Origin of the sequence: Paracoccus niistensis, assembly GCF_042432925.1 — a bacterium.
Lineage (GTDB): Bacteria > Pseudomonadota > Alphaproteobacteria > Rhodobacterales > Rhodobacteraceae > Paracoccus > Paracoccus niistensis.
Genome location: NZ_JBHLWE010000004.1, coordinates 91400 through 113550 on the forward strand (window position 1 = coordinate 91400; position 22151 = coordinate 113550).

22 protein-coding genes are annotated in these 22151 nt (G+C 68.9%); 2 read left to right on the forward strand and 20 right to left on the reverse strand.

Annotated elements, in window-relative coordinates:
• Positions 1–13: 13 nt before the first annotated feature.
• The 8 genes from ureC to ACFFII_RS01540 form a co-directional block, all read right to left on the reverse strand.
• On the reverse strand, positions 14–1717 hold the full coding sequence (gene ureC, locus ACFFII_RS01505; protein WP_377697114.1) for an urease subunit alpha: 1704 nt from the start codon (positions 1715–1717) through the stop codon (positions 14–16).
• Positions 1707–2021 carry an urease subunit beta gene (locus tag ACFFII_RS01510; RefSeq protein ID WP_377697115.1) on the reverse strand — a complete coding sequence of 105 codons (315 nt, stop codon included), beginning with the start codon at positions 2019–2021 and terminating at the stop codon, positions 1707–1709. The genes ureC and ACFFII_RS01510 overlap by 11 nt, the downstream gene beginning before the upstream one ends.
• A 1-nt stretch (position 2022) precedes the next feature.
• The gene (locus tag ACFFII_RS01515; RefSeq protein WP_377697116.1) at positions 2023–2577 is read right to left on the reverse strand and encodes a HupE/UreJ family protein; all 555 of its coding nucleotides are present in this window, start codon (positions 2575–2577) and stop codon (positions 2023–2025) included.
• Between the two features lie 9 nt (positions 2578–2586).
• Entirely contained in the window at positions 2587–2889 is a 303-nt protein-coding gene (locus ACFFII_RS01520; RefSeq protein WP_377697117.1) for an urease subunit gamma, read from the reverse strand.
• A 9-nt stretch (positions 2890–2898) separates the two neighbouring features.
• Positions 2899–3702 (reverse strand): urease accessory protein UreD, encoded by an 804-nt coding sequence (locus ACFFII_RS01525; protein ID WP_377697118.1) that lies wholly within the window; start codon positions 3700–3702, stop codon positions 2899–2901.
• Between the two features lie 222 nt (positions 3703–3924).
• Positions 3925–4719 carry an SDR family oxidoreductase gene (locus tag ACFFII_RS01530; protein WP_377697119.1) on the reverse strand — a complete coding sequence of 265 codons (795 nt, stop codon included), beginning with the start codon at positions 4717–4719 and terminating at the stop codon, positions 3925–3927.
• A 189-nt stretch (positions 4720–4908) separates the two neighbouring features.
• Positions 4909–6375, reverse strand: coding sequence for an alanine/glycine:cation symporter family protein (locus ACFFII_RS01535; RefSeq protein ID WP_377697120.1), 1467 nt, complete (start codon positions 6373–6375; stop codon positions 4909–4911).
• Between the two features lie 72 nt (positions 6376–6447).
• Positions 6448–7905, reverse strand: a complete 1458-nt coding sequence (locus tag ACFFII_RS01540; RefSeq protein ID WP_377697121.1) for a Na+/H+ antiporter NhaC family protein — start codon at positions 7903–7905, stop codon at positions 6448–6450.
• A 245-nt stretch (positions 7906–8150) separates the two neighbouring features.
• Here ACFFII_RS01540 and ACFFII_RS01545 point away from each other — a divergent pair, with 245 nt between their 5' ends.
• Complete coding sequence (locus ACFFII_RS01545; RefSeq protein ID WP_377697122.1) at positions 8151–8966, forward strand: cyclase family protein; 816 nt, start codon at positions 8151–8153, stop codon at positions 8964–8966.
• A gap of 129 nt (positions 8967–9095) precedes the next feature.
• On the opposite strand, the gene ACFFII_RS01550 is transcribed toward ACFFII_RS01545, so the two are convergent.
• From ACFFII_RS01550 to araD1, 10 genes are all read right to left on the reverse strand, one after another.
• A complete protein-coding gene (locus ACFFII_RS01550; RefSeq protein ID WP_377697123.1) occupies positions 9096–9725 on the reverse strand; it encodes a LysE family translocator in 630 nt (209 codons plus the stop codon).
• Between the two features lie 25 nt (positions 9726–9750).
• Positions 9751–9906 carry a hypothetical protein gene (locus tag ACFFII_RS01555; protein ID WP_377697124.1) on the reverse strand — a complete coding sequence of 52 codons (156 nt, stop codon included), beginning with the start codon at positions 9904–9906 and terminating at the stop codon, positions 9751–9753.
• Positions 9907–10238: 332 nt separating this feature from the next.
• Complete coding sequence (gene yjfF, locus ACFFII_RS01560) at positions 10239–11249, reverse strand: galactofuranose ABC transporter, permease protein YjfF (RefSeq protein ID WP_377697125.1); 1011 nt, start codon at positions 11247–11249, stop codon at positions 10239–10241.
• The gene (locus tag ACFFII_RS01565; RefSeq protein WP_377697126.1) at positions 11246–12247 is read right to left on the reverse strand and encodes an ABC transporter permease; all 1002 of its coding nucleotides are present in this window, start codon (positions 12245–12247) and stop codon (positions 11246–11248) included. The genes yjfF and ACFFII_RS01565 overlap by 4 nt, the downstream gene beginning before the upstream one ends.
• Positions 12244–13755: a sugar ABC transporter ATP-binding protein gene (locus tag ACFFII_RS01570; protein ID WP_377697127.1), complete on the reverse strand. Its 1512-nt coding sequence runs from the start codon at positions 13753–13755 to the stop codon at positions 12244–12246. Before ACFFII_RS01570 ends, ACFFII_RS01565 begins: the two co-directional genes overlap by 4 nt.
• A 73-nt stretch (positions 13756–13828) precedes the next feature.
• Complete coding sequence (gene ytfQ / locus ACFFII_RS01575; protein WP_377697128.1) at positions 13829–14779, reverse strand: galactofuranose ABC transporter, galactofuranose-binding protein YtfQ; 951 nt, start codon at positions 14777–14779, stop codon at positions 13829–13831.
• Positions 14776–15885 carry an aldose epimerase family protein gene (locus tag ACFFII_RS01580; RefSeq protein WP_377697130.1) on the reverse strand — a complete coding sequence of 370 codons (1110 nt, stop codon included), beginning with the start codon at positions 15883–15885 and terminating at the stop codon, positions 14776–14778. The genes ytfQ and ACFFII_RS01580 overlap by 4 nt, the downstream gene beginning before the upstream one ends.
• Positions 15886–15889: 4 nt before the next feature.
• Positions 15890–16831 (reverse strand): Gfo/Idh/MocA family protein, encoded by a 942-nt coding sequence (locus ACFFII_RS01585; protein WP_377697132.1) that lies wholly within the window; start codon positions 16829–16831, stop codon positions 15890–15892.
• Positions 16818–18560 (reverse strand): L-arabinonate dehydratase, encoded by a 1743-nt coding sequence (gene araD / locus ACFFII_RS01590; RefSeq protein ID WP_377697133.1) that lies wholly within the window; start codon positions 18558–18560, stop codon positions 16818–16820. The genes ACFFII_RS01585 and araD overlap by 14 nt, the downstream gene beginning before the upstream one ends.
• Positions 18561–18575: 15 nt before the next feature.
• Positions 18576–19571, reverse strand: coding sequence for an AraD1 family protein (gene araD1, locus ACFFII_RS01595; protein WP_377697134.1), 996 nt, complete (start codon positions 19569–19571; stop codon positions 18576–18578).
• Between the two features lie 141 nt (positions 19572–19712).
• Between araD1 and ACFFII_RS01600 the strand changes: the two genes are divergently transcribed.
• Positions 19713–20666, forward strand: a complete 954-nt coding sequence (locus ACFFII_RS01600) for a LysR family transcriptional regulator (RefSeq protein WP_377697135.1) — start codon at positions 19713–19715, stop codon at positions 20664–20666.
• On the opposite strand, the gene ACFFII_RS01605 is transcribed toward ACFFII_RS01600, so the two are convergent.
• Positions 20663–21517 carry an SMP-30/gluconolactonase/LRE family protein gene (locus tag ACFFII_RS01605; RefSeq protein ID WP_377697136.1) on the reverse strand — a complete coding sequence of 285 codons (855 nt, stop codon included), beginning with the start codon at positions 21515–21517 and terminating at the stop codon, positions 20663–20665. The genes ACFFII_RS01600 and ACFFII_RS01605 overlap by 4 nt on opposite strands.
• On the reverse strand, positions 21514–22128 hold the full coding sequence (locus ACFFII_RS01610; RefSeq protein WP_377697137.1) for a 2-dehydro-3-deoxy-6-phosphogalactonate aldolase: 615 nt from the start codon (positions 22126–22128) through the stop codon (positions 21514–21516). The genes ACFFII_RS01605 and ACFFII_RS01610 overlap by 4 nt, the downstream gene beginning before the upstream one ends.
• Positions 22129–22151: the final 23 nt, after the last annotated feature.

Genomic DNA, 22151 nt, shown 5'->3' on the forward strand with positions numbered 1-22151 from the left:
GCTCATGGGGGCCTCAGAACAGGAAATAGCGTTGGGCGAGCGGCAGTTCACTCGCCGGCTCGCAGGTCAGAAGCTGGCCGTCGGCGCGGACCTCGTAGGTCTCGGGATCGACCTCGATCACGGGCGTCGCGTCGTTCAGCCGCATGTCGGCCTTGCCGATGCCGCGCGTCCCCGCGACCGCAACGGCCTGCTTGCCGAGGCCATCGCAGCAGCCCGCCTCCAGCCCCGCATGGCTCACGAAGCTGACCGAGGCCGAGTGCCGCGCCCGGCCCAGCGCGCCGAACATGGGCCGCGAATACATAGGCTGCGGTGTCGGGATGGAGGCGTTCGGGTCGCCCATCTGCGCCATTGCGATCTGCCCGCCGACCAGCACCATCTCGGGCTTGGCCCCGAAGAAGGCCGGGTGCCACAGCACCAGGTCGGCGCGCTTGCCGGGCTCGACGCTGCCGACATGGGCCGAGATGCCATGCGCCACCGCGGGATTGATCGTGTACTTGGCGACATAGCGGCGGGCGCGCAGGTTGTCGTTCCCGCCCTTCTCGCCCTCCAGCCGCCCGCGCTGGATCCGCATCTTGTGGGCGGTCTGCCATGTGCGCGTGATGACCTCGCCCACGCGGCCCATCGCCTGGCTGTCCGAGGAAATGATGCTGAAGGCCCCGAGGTCGTGCAGGATGTCCTCGGCCGCGATCGTTTCGCGCCGGATGCGGCTTTCGGCGAAGGCCACGTCCTCGGGGATCGAGCGGTCGAGGTGGTGGCACACCATCAGCATGTCGAGGTGTTCCTCGATGGTGTTGCGCGTATAGGGCCGCGTCGGGTTGGTCGAGGACGGGATGACGTTCTGCGAGCCGACCACGCGGATGATGTCTGGGGCGTGTCCCCCGCCCGCGCCCTCGGTGTGATAGGCGTGGATCGTGCGGCCGGCGATGGCGGCCAGCGTGTTCTCGACGAAGCCGGATTCGTTCAGCGTGTCGGTGTGGATCATCACCTGCACGTCATGGGCCTCGGCCACCGTCAGGCAGCAGTCGATGGCAGCTGGCGTCGTGCCCCAATCCTCGTGCAGCTTCATGCAGCAGGCCCCGGCGCGGATCTGTTCGATCAGCGCCTCGGGGCGGCTGGCGTTGCCCTTGCCGGCAAGGCCGATGTTCACGGGCAGGCTGTCGGCGGCCTCCAGCATCCGGCGGATGTGCCAGGGGCCCGGCGTGCAGGTGGTCGCCAGCGTGCCATGCGCGGGTCCGGTGCCGCCGCCGATCATGGTGGTGACGCCGGAATGCAGCGCGTCCTCCACCTGCTGCGGGCAGATGAAGTGGATGTGGCAGTCGATGCCGCCCGCGGTCAGGATGCGGCCCTCGCCCGCGATGATCTCGGTCCCCGGCCCAATGACGATGGTAACGCCGGGCTGGGTGTCGGGATTGCCAGCCTTGCCGATGGCGGCGATCCGGCCGTCGCGCAGGCCCACGTCGGCCTTGGTGATGCCGGTCCAGTCGAGGATCAGCGCATTGGTGATGACCGTGTCCATCGCGCCTGCCGCGCGGGTCAGCTGCGACTGGCCCATGCCGTCGCGGATGACCTTGCCGCCGCCGAACTTCACCTCTTCGCCATGGATGGTCAGGTCGCGCTCGACCTCGATCACCAGCGCGGTGTCGCCCAGCCGCACCCGGTCGCCGGTCGTGGGGCCGAACATGTCCGCGTAAGCCGCGCGGGAAATCTCAACCGGCATCCAGAGCCCCCATGACCTCACCGTTGAACCCCCAGACGGCACGGTCGCCCCCGAAGGACACCAGCCGCACCTCGCGCCGCTGTCCCGGCTCGAAGCGGACGGCGGTGCCGGCGGGGATGTCGAGGCGCATTCCGCGCGCCGCGTCCCGGTCGAGGTCGAGGCCCGCGTTCACCTCGGCGAAGTGATAATGGCTGCCGACCTGAACGGGGCGGTCGCCGGTGTTGGCGACCATCAGGGTGATCGCGGGGCGGCCCTCGTTCAGGGTGATCGAGCCTTCGGCGGGGATGATCTCTCCGGGGATCATCTCAGCCTCCTACGACCAGCGCGAGGCCCGCCACGGCGGTCATCCCGCCCGCCGCGCGCAGCAGGGGCCGGGCGGCGGCACGTCCGATGAGGATGCCCGCGCCATGCAGCAGCGCCGTCGCAACGGCAAAGCCGAGGGCATAGGACAACAGCCCCTCGGCTGGGCCTTCCGCCCCATGCGCCCAGCCATGGGCAAAGCCGAAACCCGCCGCCATCGCGACCATCACGCCCAGCGGCAGGCGCGCGGCCATCGCCACCAGCGCCCCAAGAACGATCACCGAGGCGAGGATCACCGGCTCGACCGCGCCGAAGGGCATCCCGGCCCACCCCGCCGCGCCGCCCACCAGCATGGCCGAGACAAAGGCGGCAGGCAGCAGCCACAGCGCGCGGCCACCCGCCTGCGCGGCCAGCAGCCCAAGGGCCACCATTGCCAGCACGTGGTCCGTCCCGCCGATCGGATGGGCAAAGCCGCCGCCGAAGCTGCCGGCGTCATGCCCCGGATGGGCCAGCGCCGCGCCGGGAAGGACCATCAGGGCAAGGGATAGCAGGCGCTTCATCGAAATCTCCTATCGGATGGGATGGTGGACGGTGACGAGCTTGGTCCCGTCGGGAAATGTCGCCTCGACCTGCACGGTCTCGATCATCGCGGGGATGCCCTCCATGCAGTCCTCGGCGCGGATGACCCGGCCGCCCGCCTCCATCAGATCGGCGACGCTGCGGCCGTCGCGGGCGCCCTCGACCACGAAGTCGGTGATCAGCGCCACCGCCTCGGGGTGGTTCAGCTTGACGCCGCGCGTCAGCCGCCCGCGCGCGACCATCGCGGCAAGCGAGACCAGCAGCTTGTCCTTTTCTCGGGGGGTCAGGTTCATGGGCGTCCTTCAGTTCTGCCAGCATCTGGGGGTGGCGCCGGGCTGAAGCCGCTCGACCAGCCGCAGCATCTGGCGGCGCAGGGGCCAGGCGTCGGCGGCAAGGCAACGCAGCACCAGCCGCCCCTCCAGTGCCGAGGCGGCGCCCTGCACGCCTGGCTCGTCCAGCTCCGCGCGAAGCGCCGGAAGCATGGCCTGCGCTTCGGACGCGACGAAGATCAGCGTGGCAAAGGCGCGCGCGCCGCCCAGCAGCGCCATCCCGCCCGCGCGCGCAAGGGCGGCATCAGTCAGCCTCAGAGGGTCCAGCAGCAGCAGGCGGCCATCGCGCCGGATGGTCCGGCTGTCCTCCAGCATCAGCCGCGCCACCGTTTCGCCCATCGCGGCGCGGCCCAGCACGACCGTCTCGATCCCCAGGTAGCGGGCGTCCCCGGCCATCTCGACGCGGGTCTGCCGCTGCAGGCTGGCGCCGTTGAACAGGATCGTCTCCTGCGGCAGCCAGTCCAGCGAGGCCCCTGCCCCCAGTTCCAGCGTCACGATGGCCCGCGCGGGTCCGTCCTCGGCGCGATAGGCGCGCTCGGCGGTCTGCGTGGTGGCCCGCGCCCTGGTTCCGGCGCCGAGCGTGACGGAATACTCCAGCCGGTCTCCGCTGGTCAGCCCGCCCGAGGTGTTGAGGAACACGATCTCCGGCGCGCCCGAATGGGTGCGCGGCAGCATGACCTTGGCAGAGCCGGACTGCCTCAAGGCGGCAATCCGGCCATCCTTCAGGGCGATGCGGGCTTCACCGTCGCTGCGTTGAAGTGGAGTGTGATCGAACATGCCCCAACTTTACCGACCTGCCCGGAGGAGACAGGTGGAGGCGGGTCCGAGGCTGCGTGAAATCTCGCACCATGCCCCATGCTGCGGAAGCCTTGGGCATTCTGGCGATCGCGCGGGCAGGCGCGAAACACAGGCAGCGATCCGCCAAGCGTCTGGCCTGGCTGCATCTCATGTCCGGTCCTGCGGCAGCCCCGTCTTTGCCGGATCACTCCAATGCCCCTTTCAGGCCAGCGACTGCGCGTCCCCGTCGATCGAGATCGCCTGCCCCGAGATCGTCCGCCCGCGCGGCGAGCACATGAAGACGATCTGGTCCGCGATCTGCTGCTGCGTCACCATTGTCCGCATCGAGATGTTGCCGAGCAGCTCCGCCTCCATCTCGCGGAAGCTGATGCCGCGCGCCTGGGCCTTGTTCTCGATCACGCGCCGCACCCTGTCGCCCTCGACCACGCCGGGAAGGACGGCGTTGACGCGGATGCCGTGTTCGCCAAGCTCCATCGCAAGGGTCTTGGTGAAGCCGACGACCGCCCATTTCGAGGCGGAATAAGGTGAGCGCAGCGGGAACCCGAAGCGCCCCGCGATCGAGGACAGGTTGATGATCGAGGGGTTGGCGCTTTCCCTCAGCGGCGCCACAGCCAGGCGCACGCAGTTGAACATGCCGGTGATGTTGATGGCGAGCGTGCGGTCCCAGTCATGCGGGTCCACGTCCTCGACCCGCGCGGTGGGGCCAGCGACGCCCGCGTTGTTGACAAGGACATCCAACCCGCCCAGCGCCGCCAGCGCCTCGTCGAACAGCCGGGCGACCTGCGCGCGGTCGGACACGTCGCAGCGGGTCGAGGTGATGCCGGGATCGCTGTCCTTCAGCCCCGAAAGCGCTTCCTGATCCACGTCGCAGACGTGGACCCGCGCACCCTCGGCCGCAAAGGCGCGTGCGATGGCAAGCCCGATGCCGTTCGCGCCCGCGGTGACAAGAACGCGCAGTCCCCTGATGTCCAGGTCCATGATCGTCAGCTTCCTCATGCAAAAGGGCAGAGGTTCCCCCTGCCTTGTTCCGGCCAGTCGTTCGCGCGCGGGCATCCGCGCATGGGATCGCAGTTCGGCATTACCCCGGATGCCCGGTCCCGCACATGCAAAAGGCAGCCGGTCCATTGTCCCGGCTGCCTCGATTTCATTTTCGCCATGCAGGGTGTCCGGTCCTCGGACCCTGCCTCAGCGGTGAACGGAACGCTCGGAGGCCTTCCATTCCTCCCATCCCGGCTGGCCCTGCATGAAGGCCTCGATCTCGGCGCGCGAGGCTTCGAGCTTCGGGTCGTGGCGCAGGTAGTGCCGGGTTTCGCGGGCGATCAGGCCGGACAGGATCAGCAGCCCGATCAGGTTCGGGATCGCCATCAGCCCGTTCATCACGTCCGAGAAGTTCCACACGACCCCAAGCTGCACCGTGCAGCCAAAGAACACCACGCCCGAGAACAGGACCCGGAAGGGCATCACGCCCCGGCGCCCGACCAGCCGCTCGACGTTGCGCTCTCCGTAATAGGCCCAGCCGAGGATGGTGGAATAGGCAAACAGCACCAGCCCGACCGTGACGATCCAGTGGCCCCACTGGCCCGGCAGCCCGTGGGTGAAGGCCTCGCCCGTCATGATCGCGGCCGAGATCTGCTGGCCCGTCGCCGGGTCGGTCTGGGTCCAGACGCCCGTGGTGATGATGACAAGGCCGGTGCAGCTGACCACGATGATCGTGTCGATGAAGGTCTGCGTCATCGACACCAGCCCCTGCCGCACCGGATGCGTGGTCTGGGCCGAGGCCGCTGCGATGGCCGCCGAGCCCATGCCGGACTCGTTCGAGAAGATCCCCCGCGCGACCCCGTATTGCACGGCGATCATGATGGTGGAGCCCAAAAAGCCGCCGGCGGCCGAGGTGCCGGTGAAGGCCTGGCTGAACACCTCGCCAAAGGCGGCGGGAACGGCGGCGATGTTCGCGGCGAGGATATAAAGCGCGCCCAGCACGTAGAACAGGATCATCGCCGGAACGAAGCCCGCCGTGACCTTGCCGATGGACTTGATGCCGCCCACCAGCACCAGCAGCGTCAGTGCCGCCAGCACCGCCCCCGTGGCCCAGGTCGGCACGGCGAAGCTGCGTTCCAGGTTCGAGGCGATCGAGTTCCCCTGCGTCATGTTGCCGATCCCGAACGAGGCACAGACGGCGAAGATCGCGAAGGCCAGCGCCAGGAACCTGCCGAAGCGGCCGGGAATGCCGCGCTCAAGGTAGTACTGCGGCCCGCCCGACTTCTCGCCCGCCGTGTCGGTGGTGCGGAAGCGGACGCCCAGGAAGGCCTCGGAGTATTTGGACGCCATGCCCAGCAGCGCCGTGACCCACATCCAGAACAGCGCGCCGGGGCCGCCGATGCCGATGGCCGTGGCGACGCCCACGATGTTGCCGGTGCCGACAGTGGCGGCCATGGCCGTGGTCAGGGCCTGGAACTGCGAGATGTCGCCCTCGGCATCGTCATCCTTGCGCTTGATCAGGCCCAGGCGCAGCGCGGCGCCCAAGCGCAGGAACTGGATGCCACCCAGGCGGAAGGTCAGGTAGATGCCGGTTCCCAGCAGCAGCGGGATCAGCATGAAGGGACCCCAGACGATCCCCCCGACCGTCCCGAGGAAAGTTTCCAGATTGTTCATGTGGTCCTGATTGCCTCTGTTGCGGGCGCCATGCAGGCGCAGCCTGAAATTGCCTTCATGAATGAGCGGGGTTCAAAGCGTCAGCGCGGCGATCCAGGCGAACAGCACCATGCCGAAGTTCGCGTGGATGAAGGTCGGGATCACGCTGTCCCTGATGTGGTCGTGCTGCCCGTCCGCATTCAGCCCGGCCGTTGCGCCCAGCGTGATGGTAGAAGCCGGCGACCCGGCATCACCCAGCGCCGCGGCGGCCCCAAGAAGGGCGACCGTCGCAAGCGGCGAGAAGTCGAGCGCCTGCGCCAGCGGCACATAGACCGGCGCCAAGATCGGGACCGAGGCGAAGGAATCGCCGAAGCCGATCGTCACGAACAGCCCGACCAGCAGCATGATCGCGGCGCCCAGCGCCTTGTTGTCCCCTATGAACGAGGCCGAGGCCGAAACGAGCGGCTGGACCTCTCCGGTCGCGGACAGCACGCCCGCGAAGCCCGAGGCGAGGGTGATGATCACGGCCACCTGCGCCATCATCCGCAGGCCCTCGGTGAAGACATCGTCCTGTTCCTGCCAGCGGAAGATGCCCGCGAAGCCGAGGATGATGAAGCCGGCCATTGCGCCTACCAGCAGCGATTCAAACCTGATCTGGCAGACCAGCGCCACCGCCAGCGCGGCAAGGGTCGCCAGCAGCTGCGCGGGCTTCAGGGTCACGGGCGGCTTGCTGGCGGCAGGTGCCTCGCTCTCGACGGCAAGGTAGTCGCGCGGCTTGCGGTAGGTGATGAAGACGGCGACGAACATCCCCGCCACGATCCCCATCACCGGCAGGAACATTGCCCGGGGCGCCATGTCGGCGGTCACGCTGAGGCCCAGGTCCGCGCCGACCTCGTTCAGATTGGTCAGCAGGATGTCGTTGAGAAAGATCGCGCCGAAGCCCGTCGGCAGCAGCAGGTAACTTGAGCTGATCGCGCAGGCCAGCACGCAGGCGATCGCGCGGCGGTCCAGGCGCAGGCGGTTCATGACGCCCAGGAGCGGCGGGATCAGCACCGGGATGAAGGCGATATGCACCGGGATCAGGTTCTGCGACATGACCGAGGCCGCGCAGAGGATCAGCAGCAGGCTCCACCTGACGCCCCGGCTGGCGGCGGCCTCGCCGGTCCCGAGATGGCCCGAGATCTTCGCGGCCAGCAGTTCCAGCAACCCGCTGCGGGCCAGCGCGACGGCGAAGGCGCCGATCATCACATAGGTCATGCCGACCTGCGAGCCGATCAGCAGGTTCCCGTTGAAGGCGGCAATCGTCTCGGTCATCGACAGGCCCGCCTGCAGGCCCCCCAGCACCGCCGCCGAGACCAGCGCCACCGCGACGGGCAGGCGCAGCAGGCAGAGCGTCATCATCGCCACGATCGACAGGACGACGGCGTTGACATGCAGGCCGGCCGCAAACAGGCCGCCATAAGTTGCCGCGGCAAGCGCCAGCACCGAAAAGACGCGCGTGCGGCGAAGCTCTCCGGTGCCGCCCGAGGAGCCGAGGGACAGATCGGTCATTCTTGTTCTCGTACAGGGACCGAGTCCGGGCCTCGGCGGCAAGGCGATACGTCGCAAAGGAACCGATGATCAACCTGCCCCGACCCTGTTTCGGCGGATCGGAACGGTCGAATGGCGAAGTTTCCGGCAACCATGACCGCGCGGCCAGGGAAAGGCGCGGAACTTCCCCCCTCACCCGGCGCCGACCTTGACAGCCTCGGGCGCCGCCCCGTTCCCTGAGGCAAACCGCAACCGAGGAACGCCCCATGTGCACGGCCTGCCTGATCGAGAACGTAAAAAGCCACATGCTCTCGCGCCGCAGCCTGTTTTCAGGCGCTGCGGCCACTGCGGCGATGGGCGTGGCCGCGGGCGCGCTGTCCGCGCGGCCGGTGCTGGCGCAGGCGAAAGGACGGGTGGTCGATCTGACCCATGCCTATGACAGCGACTTTCCGACATTCGACGGCAAGCCCGGCATCCTCTACGAGGTGGACAAGAACTTCGATCCCGACGGCTATCACCTCTTCAAGCTGACGATCTTCGAGCACACGGGCACCCATATCGACGCGCCGCTGCATTTCGCCGAAGGCGGAACCTCGGTCGATGCGCTTCCGGTCGAGAACCTGATCGCGCCTCTGTGCATCGTGGATATTTCCGCCAGGGCGGCCGAGGACCCGAACGCCGTGGTCGAGCCCGCGGACATCGAGGCCTGGGTGTCCGCGAATGGAGAGATCCCGGCGGGGGCCTGCGTGGCCATGAACTCGGGCTGGACGGCCAGGATCGGGAACCCGGCGTGGCGCAACCTGCCGGACGGCACGCTGGCCTTCCCCGGCTTCTCGAAAGCGGCGACCGACCTGCTGGCCCAGACGGGGGCGGCCTCGATCGGGGTGGACACCCTGTCGCTGGACCCCGGCAATTCCCCCGACTTCGCGGTGCATTATTCCTGGCTGCCCTCGGGCCGCTTCGGGATCGAGGGGCTGGCCAATCTGGAACAGCTTCCGGCCAGCGGCGCCACGATCTTCATCGGCGCGCCGAAGCATCGCGGCGGCACCGGCGGCCCGGCAAGGATCCTGGCGATGCACTAGGGCGACCTGCGGCGTCGATGGGCGACGGGCCCTCATAACCTGGTCCCCGACAGCGTGGATTGCGGGACAAAGCGACAGACCCGCGCCTGTCTGTGACGACCAAGGCTGCCGCCGGATGGCCGACGGCCGTCATGGCAGCATTTGCGTCATGCGCGTTGAAAGAACAGAGACCATCGCCATCAGCAGAAGCCCGGCGGCCGCGGCCCGGCAGATGATGCGGCGATACTGCAGGGCTGCCCAGCGCATGGAGGAAAGCGAGAACAGAAGCGCGATCAGCGTGTACCAGGCAATGCTCATCGACGTGGTCACGGCCACCAGGGTGGCGATCCTGTCGTGGTCCCGGAACACCTCCAGAAAGGCGATCGTGAACAAGGACGCGCTCTGCGGGGCGAGAAAGGCGACGGCAGCGTCCTGGGCGAACAGCTCGAGCCACAGGCGGGGCGGAGGCATATCAGCGCCGGCAGCTTCGGCACGGGCGGAACGCAGCAGCCGCCCGGCCAGCCAGATCAGCACCAGCGGAACCGCCGCCTGAACCGTCGGAAGCGACGGGCCCGAGGCCAGGTGGATGGCGCTCCAGGCGATGGCGCCCATCAGCGTGGCGGTCCCCATCGCGATCCCGGCCAGCAGCGGGATGGTCCGCCTGAACCCGTGAAGGGCGGCATAGCCGCCCATCGTCAGGGCGACCGGACCAGGCACGACCACGATGTAGGCCGCCATGAACTGCAGCATGGCAGCCGACATGGATTGCGAGCCCCACATGGCACCCTCACCCTGCCCCGGATGCCTACTGTCCGGCGGCAAGCGTCGTCACAGTCTCGGGCGGAACGGGGAATGCCGCCGGCAGATGAGGAACGCCGACGACCTCGGGCCGATCGGCATCCGAAACCAGCAGCGAGGCTCCGGCGCCGCCCACCATCCCCTTGGGAACGACGGTGTCCATGCCCTCGGGATCAGAGGCGTGGACGACATGGACGAAACCCAGGCAGGCGTCCGGCCCGGCCCGCCTTCATAAGGCCGCCGCCGCTCGGATCACCTCGAGGGAGCCTTCTCTTTCGAGCAGCATCTCACGATCCCTTGTAGGTCAAGGAACAGCAAGGATTCCGCTTCGCTCATAGATTGTCCGGGTGAAGCCGGCCCTGCGGCCCATGCCGCCGCGGGCTGAATAGCCGTGAAGCCGGTGATCCACGCCGCGATGAACCAGCAGCGGTTCAGTTCACCCATCCTGCCTTGGGGCTACGGTCCTGAGACCTGCCCTGCTCCGCAGGCCGATATTCAGGCGGTTGCGCGTTGTCCTTCTGCTTGGCGAGTTGCACGGCGCCGCGCCGCCCGGTCTCCGGTTCGCAAGTGCACCAGACCCCTCTGCAGGGCGACGAAGCCGAACAGCAGCATGCCGATCACGATCTTGGTCCACCAGCTGGACAGCGTGCCGTCAAAGACGATGTAGGTCTGGATCAGCCCCATGATCAGCACGCCGATCAGGGTTCCCGGCACGAAGCCGCTGCCGCCGGTCAGCAGCGTGCCGCCGATCACGACGGCGGCGATGGCGTCCAGCTCGGTGCCGACCGTCGCCAGCGAATAGCCGGCCGAGGTGTAGACGGCGAAGACCACCCCGGCGAGGCCCGCGCAGAAGCCGGACAGGCCGTAAACCGCCACCGTGGTGCGGCCGACATGGACGCCCAGCAGGCGCGCCGTGCGGGCGTCCCCGCCAACCGCCATCACGCGGGTGCCGAAGGGGCTGCGGTGGATCAGCAGCGTGACCGCCGCCACCGTCAGCAGCATCAGCCCCGCGATCAGCGTCAGCCGGCCCTTTCCTGGCATCAGCCAGTAGGCGGACTGGATCGCCTCGATCGCCGGGTGCCGGATCGGGATCGAGTCGATCGACAGCACATAGGCCGCGCCGCGGGCCATGAACATGCCGGCAAGCGTGACAATGAAGGGCGGCATCTCCAGCAGGTGGATGACCGCACCCATGGCCAAGCCGAAAAGCGTCGTGATCACCAGCAGCAGCAGGAACACGGCATAGGGGTGCAGGCCCGTGTCGCGCAGCATCACGCCGATGAACACGCCCGAGAAGGCGATCACCGCGCCCACCGACAGGTCGATCCCGCCCGACAGGATCACCACCGTCATGCCCACCGCGACGATGCCGAGATAGGCGTTGTCGGTCAGCAGGTTGCCGATCACCCGCGTGGACAGGATGGCCGGGAACTGCAACCAGGCCAGGCCATAGGCCAGAACGAAGATGGCGCAGGTGACGGCAAAGGGCAGAAGGCGCGCGCTCATGTCGGTGTTCCCTGTCGCATGGCCCTGCGGCGGGCCAGCAGCGGCCGCAGGCGCGGCGATTGCACCAGCAGGATCACCAGCACGATCCAGGCCTTGATCAGCAGGTTGTATTCGGGCGGGAACCCCGCCAGCAGGATGCCGGTGTTGACCGTCTGGGTGATCATGGCCCCGATCAGCGAGGCGATGATCGAGAAGCGTCCCCCCAGAAGCGAGTTGCCGCCGATCACCACCGCGAGGATCGCGTCAAGCTCGAGCCACAGCCCCGCGTTGTTGGCGTCGGCGCCGCGGATATCCGCCGTCACCACAAGCCCGGCCAGCGCCGCGCAGAGGCCCGAGACGACGTAAACGGCGATGATCGTGGCCCGCGTGTTCACGCCGGCGCGATAGGCGGCGCGGGCGTTGATGCCGACCGCCTCGATCAGGAAGCCCAGCGCGGTGCGGCGCAGGACAAGGATCGTGCCGACGGCGGCGGCGGCCCACAAGAGGACGGGGAATGGCACGCCCAGGGCCGCGCCCGACCCGAGAAAGGCGAAACCCGGGTCCGAGAAGGTCAGGATCGCCCCCTCGGTCACCAGTTGCGCGATGCCGCGCCCGGCTACCATCAGGATCAGCGTGGCGATGATCGGCTGGATGCGCAGCACCGAAACCAGCAGCCCGTTCCACAACCCGCAGGCCGCGCCGGTCGCCAGCGCCGCCAGCAGCGTCACCGGCAGCGGATAGCCCAGCGTCACCATCTTCGCCGCCACCGCGCCGCAGATGGCCATGACGGCACCGACCGACAGGTCGATGCCGCCGGTCGCGATCACCAGCGTCATGCCGATGGCCAGCAGCGCCACAGGGGCGCCGCGGTTCAGCACGTCGATGGGGCTGCCGTATAGGCGCCCGTTCGCCACCGAGATGTCGAGAAAGCCGGGCGAGACCAGGCTGATCGCGACAACCAGCAGCGCCAAGGTCGCCAGCATCGGCAGGATACGGGCAAGACCGGCGGGCAGGGTCATGGCGCGGTCCTTTGCTGCGGAGCGGCGGCAATGGCCGCGACGATCGCCCCTGTGCTGACCTCGGCGCCCGCAAGCTCGGCCACCTGGCGGCGGTCACGCATGACGATCACCCGGTCCGAATAGGTGGCCAGCTCGTCCAGCTCGGACGAGATCACCAGCAGCGACATGCCGCGATCACAAAGCTCCTCGATGACGCGGATGATCTCGGCATGGGCGCCCACGTCGATGCCGCGCGTGGGCTCGTCCAGGATCAGGAAGTCGGGGTTCATCAGCAGCCAGCGGGCGAGGATCACCTTCTGCTGGTTGCCCCCCGACAGCTCGCCCACCGGTTTCTCGGCATGGGGCGTGCGGATGTCGAGGCGGCGGATGTAGTCGGCGACCATCCGGTCCTGTTCGCGTCGCGCAACGGGGCGGGTCCATCCGCGCCGGGCCTGCAGCGCCAGCATCATGTTCTCGCGCACGCCCAGATCGGCGACAATGCCGTCAGTCTTGCGGTCCTCTGGACAGAAGCCCATTCCGGCGCGGATGGCGGCACGCGGGCTATCCAGCCGCCGCGCTGTGCCGCCGACCTCGGCCGTGCCGCTGTCATGCCCGTCGATCCCGAAGATTGCCTCGGCCATCTCGGTTCGGCCCGAGCCGAGAAGCCCCGCGAGGCCCACGATCTCGCCCTTGCGGACTGTCAGGTCGAAGGGCTCGACCCGACCACGGCGGCCGAAGCCGCGGAACTGTGCCGCCGGGGGGCCATCGCCGGGCGCGCGGGCACGGTGCCCGGTCTCGGCCTGCGCAAGATCGTGGCCCAGCATCATGTTGACCAGCGCCAGCCGGTCCACTTCGGCCATGGGGCCGCCCCCGACGTTTCGGCCGTTGCGCAGCACGGTCAGGCGATCCGAGATGGCATAAACTTGGTCGAGGAAATGAGAGATGAAGACGATCGCCAGCCCCCGGTCGCGCAGCCGTCGCACGATGCCGAACAGCCGCTCGACTTCGGCCGCATCAAGGCTGGCGGTCGGTTCGTCCAGGATCAGCACCTTGTCGGACAGTGAAACCGCGCGGGCGATGGCGACGATCTGCTGGATCGCGACCGAATAGCCGTCCAGCGGCCGGGTCACGTCGATGTCGAGGTCATAGTCCGCCAGCATCCGCGCCGCCTCGCGGCAGGCACTGCGGCGGTGGGTCAGGCCCAGCCGCCGCGGCTCGCGTCCCAGCATCAGGTTCTCGGCCACTGTCAGGTTGGGCAGCAGATTCACCTCCTGATAGACGGTGCCGATGCCCAGCGCCTGGGCGTCGGCGGTGCTGCGCGGGGCGACCGGCCGGCCGTCCAGCAGCACCGTTCCGCCGTCGCGCGCATAGGCGCCGGTCAGGCACTTGATCAGGGTGGACTTGCCCGCGCCGTTCTCTCCCAGCAGCGCTTGGACCTCGCCCCGGGCGAGAACAAGGTCCACCGCGTCCAGCGCCTTTGTCCCGGGGAACAGTTTCGTGATCCCGCGCGCCTCAAGAACCGCCTCCATTCCAGCGCCCTCCCCCTGCGCGTCGTCCGGGTGGACCGAGGGCAGCGACAGGCCGCCCCCGGTGGTTCGCGGCTCAGTAGCCGAGGTCCTTCTTGGACTCGTAGATCGCCTGCGGGTCGTCGGCTTGGGTATAGAGCTTCGACTCGGTCTGGATGAACTTCGGCGGCACCGTCCCGTTCTTCCAATAGGCTTCCAGCGCGTCGAAGGCGGGTCCCGCCATGTTCGGGGTCAGCTCGACCGTGGCATTCGCCTCGCCGGCCGCCATTGCCTGGAAGATGTCGGGCACGGCGTCGATCGACACGACAAGGATGTCGGTGCCCGGCTTCTTGCCCGCTTCCTTGATCGCCTGGATGGCACCCACGGCCATGTCGTCGTTGTGGGCGTAAAGCGCGCAGATCTCGTCCCCGCCCTCGGCCTTGAGGAAGCTTTCCATCACTTCCTTGCCCTTGGTCCGGGTGAAGTCGGCGGTCTGGCTGCGGGTGATGGTGATGTTGTCATGCCCGGCGATCCCCGCCTCGAAACCGGCCTTGCGCTTGATGGCCGGGGACGATCCGGTGGTGCCCTGCAGTTCGACCACGTTGCAGGTCCTGTCGCCGACCTGCTGCACCAGCCACTCCCCTGCCACCCGGCCTTCGTGTTCGAGATCCGAGCCGACGGCGGTCAGGTACAGGTCCTCGCTGGAGTCGACCTGCCGGTCCAGCAGCACGACCGGGATCTCGGCCTCCTTCGCTTCCTGCAGCACCTGGTCCCAGCCTGTGGCGACGACCGGGGCCAGAAGGATGGCGTCCACGCCCTGGGCGATGAAGGTCTTCACCGCCTTGATCTGGTTTTCCTGCTTCTGCTGGGCATCGGCGAACTTGAGGTCATGGCCGCGCTTCTCGGCTTCCTGCCGGGTCACGGTGGTCTCGGCGGCACGCCAGCCGGACTCCGAACCGATCTGGGCGAAGCCCACGGTTTCGGCCGCCGCGGGCAGGGCAGCAAGGGCGGTGCTGGCGAACAACGCGGCTGTGGTCAGGTTCTTCATCTTGTCCTCCTCTGGGGGCTCTCCCCGCCCCGTTGATGGCCCTCGGGCCTGTCCGGCGAGGCCTCTGCGGGCGTCAGCCGAATCCGCGTGATCTGCCGGTAGGTTTCGCCGGGGCGCAGGAGCGCCGAGGGGAAGCCCTGATGGTTGGGCGCGTCGGGCCACAGCTGCGGCTCGAGCGCGATGCCTGCGAAACGCTGGTAGGGTCGGCCCGCAAGGCCGGGCGCGCCGGGACGGATGTGATCGCCGGCATAGACCTGCAACCCCGGTTCGGTCGATTCGAGCTGCAGGACGGGACAGCCCGGCGCCGACAACCATGCCACCGGACGCGGCGAGGCAATACGCCTGTCGCCAAGGCAGAGGTTGTCGTCGATCAGCCCGGCGTCGAGCCGCTCGCCCAGCCGCATCGGCTGGCGCCAGTCGCGGCGCGTGCCTTCAACGGCGGGTGTCTCGCCGGTGGGGATCAGATCGGGATCGGTCGCGGTATACCGCTCTGCCGGGCAGCACAGAAGATGGTCGGCAATGGTGGGCTGACCCGACAGGTTGAAGAAGGAATGCTGCGCGAAGTTGCAGAGCGTCTCGGCGTCCGTGGCGGCGGTGATCCCGATTTCCAGCACCGGCCCGGCAGTGATCGCATAGCGCACCGTCACATCCATGGCGCCGGGAAAGCCCATGTGCCCGTCGGGCAGGCGGTCATGCAGCGTCACGCTGTCCCCCGTGACCTCGCCCAGCCGCCAGTTGCGCACACCCGTCCCGTCCGTGCCGCCATGCAGCAGGTGGCGGCCCAAGAAGTTGCGGTCGAGTTGCCGTTCCTTGCCCCCGATCCATGCGAGGCCATTGCCGATGCGGTTGGCGAAGCGTCCGACGACGGCGCCGAAATACATCCCCTCGGTCAGGTAAGGCTCAAGCCGGGGGAAGCCCAGCACCAGCGGCTGCGGAAAACCCGCCAGACGCAGGTCCTGCACCGTCGCGCCATGCGTCAGCACCCAGGCCGACAGCCCGTGCCCCGAGACGGCGACGCGGCTCACGCGTTGCCCGTCGGGGCGCAGGCCGAAATCGTCGATGGCGGAAGCCTGTCCCCCCAGTCCGGTTTCTCGGGGGGCTCGCATCGCCTCAGTCCTCGAAGGCATCTGTCTGGGTCCGCCTGCCCAGCATGAAGGCATCCGCCACATGCAGCTGCGGCCGCAGGTCCACGGCACTTTCCCGCGCCGCGACAAGACGCGCGAACTCGGAATAGATGCCGTCGTATTCCGAGGCGAGCGCCTCGGCCTGCGCCAGCACCGCGCTGCCCGCTTGCGCCTGCGCGCCGCCCCCGGTCAGCAGCAGGGGGCCCGCGTCGGTCTCAATCTCGATCTCCCATGTCTGGGGGCCGGTCTGACGCCAGTCGAAATCGGCCTCGATCGCCTGCCCCCCCGTCGTCCGCAGGGTCAGGCGCGCGGCGATGGGGGTGTCGCGGTTGGACGGGAACTCCAGCTCGGCCGCGCTGACGAAGACCTCGACCGGCAGGATGGTGGTCAGCACCGACAGCGCGTTGATGCCGGGATCGAAGACGCCAAGGCCGCCCGCCTGCCAGATCCAGTCCTGTCCCGGATGCCAGCGTCGCACATCCTCGCGCCAAGTGATGCGCCCGCCCAGGATACGCCGCCCCGCAAGCCAGTCCCGCGCCGGGGCGACGCCCGCGGCATGGCGCGAGTGCCAGGTGGCGTAAAGGACCCGGCCCGTGTCGCGCGCCACCCGGTCCAGTGCCATGACCTCGGCAACCGAGGCGCCGGGCGGCTTTTCAAGCAGCACGTCGCGTCCGGCCTCCAGCGCCGCGCGCGCCATGCCGAAGCGCACCTGCGGCGGCACGCATAGCGCCACCGCCCCCACATCGGGCATCGCGTCCAGCGCCTCCTCCAGCCCTGCGAAGGAGGGCACGTCCGGCAGGCTGGCGTTGCGGCTGACCGTCGCCGCCAGTCGGAAGGAGGGGCTGGCCGCGATGGAGGGCAGGTGCTGGTCCCGGGCGATCTTGCCCAGGCCCACGACGGCGATCCCGACCGGCTCAGTGGCTGTCACGGCCCACCTCCGATCCGCGGCAACCGAGGAGAAAGTCGAAGTCGGCGCCCGTGTCCGCGCCCTGCACATGGTCGTGGAAAAGCTGCGCATAGCCGCCCGAGGGGCGCGGCAGCGGCGGGGTCCAGTCGCGCAGCCGGGCAGCGATCTCGTTGTCGCTGACGTCCAGATGGACGCGACGGGCAGGCACGTCGATCTCGATGATGTCGCCGGTCCGCACGATGGCCAGGGGACCGCCCCGCGCCGCCTCGGGGCTGGTGTGCAGCAGGACGGTGCCATAGGCGGTGCCCGACATGCGGGCGTCCGAGATGCGCACCATGTCGGTGATCCCCTTGCGCAGCACCTTGGGCGGCAGGCCCATGTTGCCGACCTCGGGCATGCCGGGATAGCCGCGCGGCCCGCAGTTCTTCAGAACCATGACGCAGGTCTCGTCGATGTCGAGCGCCTCGTCGTTGATCCGCGCCTTGTAGTCATCGATGTCCTCGAACACGACCGCCCGGCCGCGATGGCGCAGCAGGTGCGGACTGGCGGCCGAGGGCTTCAGCACCGCCCCCTGCGGCGCGAGGTTGCCGCGCAGCACGGCGATGCCGCCGTTCTGCGTGAGTGCCCGCTCGACCGGCAGGATCACGTCCTCGTTCCAGTTCACGGCGTCCTGCACCTGCTCCCATGCGGTCTGGCCGCTGACGGTCAGAGCGTCGCGGTTCAGAAGCCCGGCCTCGCCCAGCCGCTTGAGCACCACGGGCAGGCCGCCGGCGTAGAAGAACTCCTCCATCAGATACTTGCCCGAGGGCATCAGGTTGACGATCGTCGGCACGTCGCGGCCCAACCGGTCCCAGTCGTCCAGCGTCAGGTCCAGGCCGACGCGACCCGCCAGCGCCAGCAGGTGGATCACGGCATTGGTGGACCCGCCGATGGCGCCGTTGCAGCGGATCGCGTTCTCGAAGGCCGCGCGGGTCAGCACGTTGCTGGGCTTCAGGTCGTCCTTGACCATCTGCACGATGCGCCGCCCGGTCAGTTGCGCCATCATCCGGCGGCGCGAGTCCACCGCCGGGATCGCCGCGTTGCCTGAAAGCGCCATGCCCAGCGCCTCGGCCATGCTGGCCATGGTCGAGGCGGTGCCCATCGTGTTGCAACTGCCCGGGCTGCGGCTCATGGCGGTCTCGGCTTCCAAGAAGTCGGCGCGGCTCATCCGGCCCGCCTTGATGTCCTCGGACATCTGCCACAGCGCGGTGCCAGAGCCCACGCGCTCGCCCCGGAACCAGCCGTTCAGCATCGGCCCGCCCGTGACGACGATGGCCGGCAGATCGACGCTGGCCGCGCCCATCAGAAGGCTGGGCGTGGTCTTGTCGCAGCCCACCATCAGCACGCAGCCGTCCATCGGCTGGCCTCGGATCGCCTCTTCGACCGCCATGGCGGCAAGGTTGCGGAACATCATCGCGCTGGGGCGAAAGCTCGATTCAGCGGCCGAGAAGACGGGCACCTCGACCGGGAAGCCCCCGGCCTCGAAGATGCCGTGCTTCACGCGCTGGGCGAGGTCGTGCAGATGCGCGTTGCAGGGGGTCAGCTCGGACCAGGTGTTCAGGATGCCGATCACCGGGCGGCCGTCGAACAGGTCCGCCGGGAAGCCCTGGTTCTTCATCCAGCTGCGGTGGTAGATGTTGTCGCGGCTGTCGCCCCCGAACCATTCCTGCGAGCGGAGGCGGCGCGGCCAGGAAGCGGGGGCGAAGGTCATCGCGTTCCCCCCGTCTTACAGCGCGCGGACGGCGACAGCCGCCGTTGTGGCGGGGGCGCGGCCCAGCCTGTTCGTCAGGGGCAGGCCGAAGGCGGAAGCCTCGATCTCGAACACGTCGCCCGGCTCGGTCGCCACGCCGGCCGCGAAGCTCAGCGTCGCGGTCCCGAACATGTGGACATGGACGTCGCCTGGACGGCGGAACTGGTCATACTTGAAATGGTGGTGTTCCAGGTTGGCGATGCTGTGGGACATGTTCGCCTCGCCCGACAGGAAGGGCTGCTCGAACAGCACCTCGCCGCCGCGGCGGACGCGCGAGGTGCCGCAGATGTCCTCGGGCAGCTGGCCCACCAGGATCTCGGGGCCATAGCTCGCTTGGCGCAGCTTGGAATGGGCGAGGTAAAGGTAGTTCACCTTCTCCATCACGTGGTCCGAGAACTCGTTGGCCAGCGCAAAGCCCAGACGGAAGGGCACGCCGTCGGGACCGATGACGTAAAGGCCCGCGATCTCGGGCTCTTCGCCGCCATCCTGGGCGAAGCCGGGCATCCGCAGTTCAGCCCCCGGTGCGACGACGCAATGGCCGTCGCCCTTGTAGAACCATTCGGGCTGCACGCCCTCGCGTCCCGCCTCGGGGCGCCCGCCCTCCAGCCCCATGCGGAACATCCGCATCGAGTCCGTCATCGGGGTGCCCGCTACATCATCCTCGCGGTGCATGGCATCGCGGGTCGAGGCCGAGCCGAGATGGGTCAGCCCGGTGCCCGTCACCAGCAGATGCGCCGGATCGGGATGGGTCAGCGGCGGCAGCACGCGCCCTTCGTCCAGCGCGGCGCGCAGGTCCACCGCCGGTCCGGGACGGCGCGAGAACAGCACCTCGGCCAATGTCCTTCCTTCGGCGATGCAGTGCTGCGCCAGTTCGAGCGTCGAGGCGAAGCCCTGAACCTCATGCGCCTCGGTGCCGTCGCGCATCACCACCGTGGTGCGACCGTCGCGGGTCGTGATCTGGGACAGCAGCATCGGTCCACCCTTTCCTGCGCCGCCGGTCGATCTGGCCGCGTCACGTCTTGCGTAGCGAGGCGTGCGTCATGCGGTCAAATGCGATTATTGACGCCCGACATGACGTTCCTGCAATGTCGCGCAAGGGGAGAAGGAGACACCATGACCAAGGGACCGCCGCCGCTCGCCGCGCGCGGGCTGAAGCTGCGACAGCTGCAACTGATCGTCGATGTCGCGGACACGGGCCAGGTCGTGGCGGCGGCGCAGCGGCTGAACATGACCCAGCCCGCCGCCTCGCGGATGCTGTCGGAACTGGAACACCTGCTGGGCGTCAAGCTGACGGCACGGCATCCGCGCGGGGTGAACCTGACGGCGGCGGGCACGCGGCTGGCCGAGCTTGCCCGCGGCATCCTGCACGAGATCGACAGCGCCGCGACCGAGGTGCGGGACATCAACAACGGAAAGGCCGGATTCGTCAGCCTCGGCTCGGTCTCGGGGCCATCCCTAGACCTGGTGCTGCCGGTGCTTCAGAACCTGCGGATCATGCGGCCGCAGATCCGCTTTGACGTGATGGTCGATTCAAGCGACCGGCTGGTGGGAGAGCTGATCGCGGGCGAGGTCAATTTCTACCTGGGCCGCATCCCGGACCACGTCGATGCGACCCAGTTCGCCATGCGGACCATCGGCGCCGAGCCGATGTCCCTGATCGTGCGCGCGGGGCACGAACTGGACGTGCATCCGCCCTCGGACCTGACCGAGACGCTGCGCTTCGATTGGGTCATGCAGCCGCGCGCCGGGCTCTTGCGCCGCACGGTCGAGGCCTACCTGATGGAGCGCGGGCTGCCCCTGCCCCAGCGGGTTGTCGGCACCGCCTCGCTGATGTTTACGCTGGCGCTTGTCAGCCGCAGCAATGCAATCGGGGTCATGTCCACCCAGGCGGAGGAGTTCTTCCGCTCTCAGGCCTCGCTGGGCGCGCGGATCGTGCGGCTGCCGGTGGCCCCCGACCTGATGGTCGCGCCCTATGGCCTTGTCACGATGCGGGACCGCAAGCTGACACCCGCAGCGGCGGTGGCCTATCGCGCAATCGCCGAGGCCGCGGGCCTTGCTGCAGCCTAGGGCAGAAGCACGCGCGGCTCGGGCAGACCGCGAGCCGCGACAGTCGTGACGAAGGTGCAGCCAGCTTGGGGATCGGCGCGGCGGGCCTCGGGATCAAGGCCCTCCCAGGCGGTGGTGACGATCAGGTCGGACAGATCTGCGCCGCCGAAGGCCGGGCAGCTTGCCTGCCGCGCGGGAACCGGAATGCTGGCGACCAGTCGTCCCCCCGGATCGTAGCAGGCGACCCGGCCCGCACCCCATTGCGCGTTCCACAGGTTGCCCTCGGCGTCGGTCACGGCACCGTCGGGGGAAAGGTTCCCGCGCGTCAGGTCGAGAAAGACCACGGCCTCACCGGCAGGCCAGCCCGTCGCGGGATCGAGCGGCAGCCGCCAGATCGTCCCGAGGGCGGTGTCGGCGAAATAGGCGCAGGCGCGAGGGCGGTCGAAGCAGATGGCGTTGGGGATCGTCAGCCCGTCGCGGATCACCCGCAACTCACCCTTGAACCAGCGGCGGATGGTCCCTGCCCCGGCCTGCGTCGCCTTGCCCATGGTCGAGGCCCAGAAGCCGCCCCATGGATCAGCCCGGCCGTCGTTCGAGCGCAGGTGCGGCGCATCATCGGCAATGGCGGCGACCCTCTCGGTCACCCTCCCGGTCCCCATGTCATAAAGCCAGAGGCCGGTTTCCGTGGACAGCAGCAGCCGGTCGCGGTCCACCCAAGCCATGGCCGAGGTCAGTTCAGGCAGGTCGCGGCTGGGGGCACCGGCGGTGTAAAGCTGTCGGCCGAGGATGTCGAGCCACAGGAACTGCTGCCGCTCGGGGTGCCAAAACGCGCCCTCACCCAGTTCGCAGGGCGTCGGATCGAGCAGCCTCACGATGCGCTTCCCGCGGCGGCATCATAGGCCGCGACCACCCGCGCCGCCGCGTCCGCGGTCGCCGCGACCGTCTGTCCGGGCCGGTAGATGGCGGTGCCGATGCCGAAGCCCGAGGCGCCCGCGGCGATCCAGGCACCGAAGTTTTCCGGCCCCGCGCCGCCCACGGCATAGACCGGCATGTCCGGCGGCAGCACGGCGCGGATCGCGGCAAGCCCTGCAGACCCGACAAGCGAGGCCGGGAACAGCTTGAGGCCCGTCGCGCCCGCGCGGATCGCCGCAAAGGCCTCGGTCGGGGTCATCACGCCGGGCCAGCTTTCCATGCCTGCCGCACGGGTCGCGGCGATCACCTCGGGGTTGGCGTCGGGCGAGACGACCAGCCGGGCGCCCATCCCGGCCAGCCGAGCGACCTGCCCGGGGTCCAGCACGGTGCCCGCACCGATCAGGGCGCGGTCTCCGAAGGCGGCAATCAGCCGGGCGATGCTGTCGAACGGCTCGGGCGAATTCAACGGCACCTCGACGGTTGTCACCCCCGCAGTGATCAGCGCCTCTGCATGGGCTGCGGCCTCATCGGGACGGATGCCGCGCAGGATGGCGATCAGCGGTCGAGTCATGCGGTGGCACCTTGCTTCCACGG